The sequence below is a fragment of the Streptomyces niveiscabiei genome (genome assembly GCF_001419795.1).
Taxonomy (GTDB): domain Bacteria; phylum Actinomycetota; class Actinomycetes; order Streptomycetales; family Streptomycetaceae; genus Streptomyces; species Streptomyces niveiscabiei.
The window spans coordinates 1-5,359 of record NZ_LIRL01000719.1 but is presented as its reverse complement, the minus strand read 5'-3'; the positions used below and the strand labels follow the sequence as shown (position 1 = coordinate 5,359).

The window sequence follows — 5,359 nt, the reverse complement described above, 5'->3', positions numbered from 1 at the left end:
CCCCAACTCCCCTCCCGCACAACCCGGTTGTCACCCCGGCCGGCCCCCGGTCAACCTTCACCTCGCCACGGCGCCGGGACCTGCGACCCGGACCACCGCCGCAGGTGAACCGCTCATCGAAGGGAACCGATCCGTGCGGAAAATCGCCAGTTCCGTCCTCGCCTCCGCCATCCTCGCCGGCGGCGTCGTGGCCGTCTCGGCGGGCCCCGCCTCCGCCGCCTGCCCGCCCGACCCGGGCACCCGCTACACGATCACGAACAAGTCGACGGTCCGCCAGTCCACGAACCTGCACAGCGACTGGATGTACGACGACCTCGGCGGCACCCTCACGTACAACAAGACGACGACGGCCGCCGTCAACGCGAGCGGCACCGCGACCCTCGGCACCGAGGCCGGTGTCATCTTCGCCAAGGCGAGCGCCTCGTTCGCCGTCACGGTCGGCAAGACCTGGACGAAGTCGAGCAGTTGGTCGTACACGATCCCGGCGAAGAACAAGGCGGGCAAGACCAAGGTCCGCATGACGATGTTCCACGAGTCGAAGAAGTTCCTCGCGACGAAGTACGCGTACCACTACGACGCGCGCTGCAAGTACGTCGAGAAGAAGGTCTGGGCGAAGTGGGTCACCGCGCCGGTGAAGAAGGACAGCAACGTCTGGGGCCTGGAGTGGAAGTAGTCCTGACGGGACAGTGAGACGAGACGGCTCGCCGGTGAGGTCACCGGCGGGCCGTCATCGTTTCACCAGCCACGTTTCACCGGTCTCGACCAATGCCGTACGACTATCCGATCAACGCCACGTTTCCGCAGGCCACACGGGGTGCGCGCATCGTTGACGACGGCTTCGGCGCCCTGGTACACCGTCCGACAACCGGTCCCTGTGCGAGTCGTGTGAAGCGAGGTCATGTGCGATGAACCGACCCGGGCGCCTCCTGACGGCTACCGCCCTCACGTCGTCCCTCCTGCTCCCCGCCCTCCCTCAGGCGTACGCGAAGGACGAGCCGAGAGTCCTCACCATCGCCGTCGCCCAGAGCGTCGACTCCCTGAGCCCCTTCCTCGCCTACCGCCTCGTGAGCACCAGCCTCCTGCGCCTCACGTACCAGTACCTGACGGACTACGACCCCGCCGACGCGCACGCGATCCCGGGCCTGGCGACCAAGTGGTCGTCCTCCCCCGACAAGCTGACCTGGACGTACACGATCCGCTCGGACGCGAAGTGGTCGGACGGCGAGCGGGTCACCGCCGAGGACGCGGCGTGGACGTTCACGAAGATGATGACGGACCCGAAGGCGGCCACCGCGAACGGGAGTTACGTCACGAACTTCGCGCGGGTGACGGCCCCGACGCCGACGCGACTGGTCGTCAGGCTGAAGAGCCCGCAGTCGACGATGACCGCCCTGGACATGCCGATCGTGCCCAAGCACGTGTGGGAGAAGGTCGGCGACTTCTCGAAGTTCAACAACGACAAGTCGTTCCCGATCGTCGGCAACGGCCCGTTCGTCATCACGGACTACAAACCCGACAGCTACGTCCGCCTCAAGGCCAACAAGGACTTCTGGCGGGGCGCACCCAAGTTCGACGAGCTCCTCCTCAAGTACTACAAGGACGGTGACGCGGCGGTCGCGGCGCTCCAGAAGGGCGAGGTCTCCTTCGTCAACAACCTCACCCCGGCCCAGGCGACAGCGCTCGGGAGCAGGCCGGACATCAAGGTCAACAACGCCCCGGGCCGCCGCTTCTACGCCCTCGCCGTCAACCCCGGCGCCCGCGCGAAGGACGGCACCCGCTTCGGCGACGGCCACCCCTCCCTCCTCGACCAGCGCGTCCGCCAGGCCCTGTTCCGCGCCGTGGACCGCACCACGCTGATCGACAAGGTCTTCCAGGGCCAGGCCGTGGAAGGAGAGGGCTACATCCCGCCCCGGTTCACGGAGTACTTCTGGAAACCGCCGGCGGACCGGAAACTCTCGTACGACCCGCAGCGCGCCGCCCAGCTCCTCGANNCTCGGCAAGGACGGCAAGCCGATCACGTACCGCGTCCTGTGCCACGCGACCGACCCCAACGACAAGGCGGTCGGCCAGTACCTCAAGGAGTGGTGGGACGAGCTGGGCATCGGTGTCCGCCTCGACTGCCTCGACAACGTCACCGACCCCTGGCTCGCCGGCACCTACGACCTCGCCTTCGACGGCTGGTCCGTCAACCCCGACCCGGACTACGTCCTGTCCATCCACACCTGCAACGCGCTGCCCGCGACCCCCAAGGACACCGGCGCCACCGACAACTTCATCTGCGACAAGCAGTACGACGCCCTGTACGCACGGCAGTTGGCCGAGTACGACCCGGCGAAACGCGCCGACCTGGTGAAGCAGATGCAGTCGCGGCTGTACGACCTGGCGTACATGAACGTCATGGCGTACCAGAACTCCGTCGAGGCGTACCGCACCGACCAGATCGCCTCCATCGAGACGATGCCGAAGGCCGCCGGGAACATCTACGGGCAGGACGGGTACTGGAGTTGGTGGTCGGCGGTGCCGGCCGCTTCGTCCGGGGACTCCTCGTCGGGGATGTCCGGCGGGGCGATCGCCGGGATCGTCGCCGGGGCCGTGCTCCTGGCCGGGGCCGGGGTCTTCCTCGGGCTGCGGCGGCGCGCGGGGGCGGAGGACCGGGAGTGAGCGACACGGCGGCCGTCGTCGTCGGAGAGGCGCGCACGCCCAGGGCGTCGAACGGCTATCTCCGGTACGGCATGGGCAAGTTGGGCGGGGCGGTCGTGTCGCTGCTGGCCGTGCTGGTCACCGGGTTCTTCCTGTTCCGGCTGATCCCGGGCGACCCGGTGAAGACGATGACCGGGGGCCGGCCGGTGTCGGTGGAGCAACTCGCGCAGTACCGCAGGGAGTTCGGGCTCGACCTGCCGGTGTGGCGGCAGTTCACGGACTACTGCGGCAAGGCGCTGACCGGTGACCTCGGGACGTCGTACCAGTTCCGGACGCCGGTCGTCGACAAGATCGGCGAGGCGCTGCCGAACACACTGCTGCTGACCGGCACGGCGTTCGTCCTCTACACGGTCCTCGGCATCGCGCTGGGCACCCGCTCCGCCTGGCGGCACGGCGGGTTCGGCGACCGCTTCAACACCGGTCTGGCGCTGGTCCTCTACTCGGTGCCGTCGTTCTGGCTGGGGCTGCTGCTGATCGTCGTCCTCGCGGTCGGGGCCGGACCGATCCCGGGCCTGTTCCCGACCGGCGGGATGGAGACGGGCGGTGAGGAGGGGTTCGCGTATGTCCTGGACGTGGCCCACCACTTGGTGCTGCCCGTCGTCACGCTCGTCGCCGTCGAGTACGGGCAGACGCTGCTCGTGACGCGGTCCGCGCTGCTCGACGAGATGGGCAGCGACTACCTGACGACCGCGCGGGCCAAGGGACTCCGGGACGCGGTCGTGCGCCGCCGGCACGCCGTGCCGAACGCGCTGCTGCCGACGGTGACGCTCGTCTTCGTCAACCTCGGCCGGACCGTCGCCGGGGTCATCCTCGTCGAGACGGTGTTCTCCTGGCCGGGTCTCGGCGGGCTCTTCTACCAGGCGCTCAGCGTCCCCGATCTCCCCCTGGTCCAGGGCCTGTTCCTGTTCTTCGCCTCGGCGGTGATCGTCATGAACACCCTCGCCGACCTCGTCTATCCGCTGCTCGACCCGAGGGTGGCCGCCCGATGAAGACCCTGGCCTGGCAGCGCCGCCGCCTCGGCGCCGTACGCTTCTGGAACACCTACCGCACACACCGCGCGGGCCTGTTGGGCCTCGCCGCGCTCCTCGCGTTCGCGCTCGTCGCCCTCACCGCTCCGCTGACCGTCGGCGCGGACGTCACCGGCGTGACCCACGCCCCCGGGCGGCCCCTGGAGAGCCCGAGCGGCGAGTTCTGGCTCGGCACCGACCGCTACGGCCGCGACCTGCTCGGGCTCGTCATCTGGGGCTCGCGGGTGTCGCTGCTCGTCGGGCTGCTCGCGGCGATCCTGTCGGTGGCGATCGGCACACTGATCGGGGTGACCGCCGGGCACTTCAAGGGCGCGTACGCGACCGTCGCGATGCGCGTCACCGACTGGTTCCTCGTCATGCCGACCCTGGTCCTCGCCATCGCCCTCGCGACCGTCCTGTCCCGCTCCCTCGGGACGGTGATCCTCGCGATCGGCGTGACCTCCTGGCCGACGACGGCCCGGCTCGTGCGCGCGCAGACGCTGGCCGTCGAGTCACGGCCGTACATCGAACGCGCCACCGCGCTCGGCGGCGGGCACGGGCACATCATGGCCCGGCACGTCCTGCCCAACGTCATGCCGCTGGTGCTCGCGCAGACGACGCTCATGGTGTCGTCCTCGATCCTCTCGGAGGCGACCCTCGCCTTCCTCGGGCTGGGCGACCCGGCCGTCGTGTCCTGGGGCGGGCTTCTCCAGGAGGCCCGGGAGGCCGGCGCGGTGAGCGCGGGCCACTGGTGGTACCTCGTGCCGCCCGGCATCGCCATCGCCGTCGTCGCGCTGGCGTTCACGCTGTGCGGGCGCGCGGTCGAGTCCGTGCTCAACCCCCGGCTGGGGGTGGGGCGTTGAGCGTCCTCGAGGTACGGGATCTGCGGGTGACGTACGCGGGCGGGTTCGCGGCGGTGCGGGGCGTCGACCTCGATCTGACGCCCGGTCAGAAGTTGGGCGTGGCCGGGGAGTCGGGGTGCGGGAAGTCCACCCTCGCCCTCGCGCTGCTGCGGCTGCTGCCCGCCGGGACACGGGTCGAGGGGCGGATCCTGCTCGACGGCGAGGACGTCCTCGCGATGCGCTGGGGGCGGCTGCGGGCCGTCCGCTGGGCCGGGGCGTCCATCGTCTTCCAGGGCGCGATGCACTCCCTCAACCCCGTCCACCGGGTGGCCGACCAGATCGCCGAGCCGATCGTCCTGCACGCCCGGGTGACGCCGACTGCCGCCCGGCGCAAGGCCGGTGAGCTGCTGGAGCAGGTCGGGCTGCCGTCCTCGCGCGGACGCTCGTACCCCCACGAGCTCTCCGGGGGCCAGCGTCAGCGCGTGATGATCGCGATGGCGCTCGCCTGCGCGCCGGACCTCATCGTCGCCGACGAACCCACCACCGCCCTCGACGTCATGGTCCAGGCGCAGATCCTGCGGCTCATCGAGGGGTTGGTGGCCGAGGAGGACCTCAGCCTCATCATGATCAGCCACGATCTGGCGGTCCTCGCGGAGACCTGCGACCGGCTCGCCGTGATGTACGCGGGCCGGGCCCTCCTCCACGACCCGGCCCGCGTACATCACGGCGAGCCGGTCGCAGGTCTCCGCGAGGACCGCCAGATCGTGGCTGATCATGATGAGGCTGAGGTCCTCCTCGGCCACCAACCCC

Annotated in this window: 4 protein-coding genes and 2 pseudogenes; all 6 read left to right on the top strand. The window is 70.0% G+C overall.

Going from position 1 to position 5,359, the window contains the following annotated elements; translation table 11 throughout:
* The first annotated feature begins 133 nt into the window (after positions 1-133).
* Positions 134-673 (top strand): hypothetical protein, encoded by a 540-nt coding sequence (locus AOK24_RS31590; RefSeq protein WP_055723457.1) that lies wholly within the window; start codon positions 134-136, stop codon positions 671-673.
* Positions 674-905: 232 nt separating this feature from the next.
* A pseudogene (locus AOK24_RS51380) lies at positions 906-1,990 on the top strand (ABC transporter substrate-binding protein); the annotation flags it as partial.
* 2 nt (positions 1,991-1,992) lie between these two features.
* A pseudogene (locus tag AOK24_RS51375) lies at positions 1,993-2,661 on the top strand (ABC transporter substrate-binding protein); the annotation flags it as partial.
* Positions 2,662-2,732: 71 nt separating this feature from the next.
* Positions 2,733-3,689, top strand: a complete 957-nt coding sequence (locus AOK24_RS31580; protein ID WP_240554229.1) for an ABC transporter permease — start codon at positions 2,733-2,735, stop codon at positions 3,687-3,689.
* Positions 3,686-4,570: an ABC transporter permease gene (locus AOK24_RS31575; protein WP_055723455.1), complete on the top strand. Its 885-nt coding sequence runs from the start codon at positions 3,686-3,688 to the stop codon at positions 4,568-4,570. Before AOK24_RS31580 ends, AOK24_RS31575 begins: the two co-directional genes overlap by 4 nt.
* A partial coding sequence (locus tag AOK24_RS31570) for an ABC transporter ATP-binding protein (protein WP_240554228.1) occupies positions 4,567-5,359 on the top strand: 793 nt, incomplete at its 3' end. The genes AOK24_RS31575 and AOK24_RS31570, both read left to right, overlap by 4 nt.

What these genes read in the sequence shown, in the direction of transcription:
- AOK24_RS31580 (WP_240554229.1), top strand. Translation starts at nt 2,733, where the DNA reads ATGGGCAAGTTGGGCGGGGCGGTCGTGTCGCTGCTGGCCGTGCTGGTC.
- AOK24_RS31575 (WP_055723455.1), top strand. Translation starts at nt 3,686, where the DNA reads ATGAAGACCCTGGCCTGGCAGCGCCGCCGCCTCGGCGCCGTACGCTTC.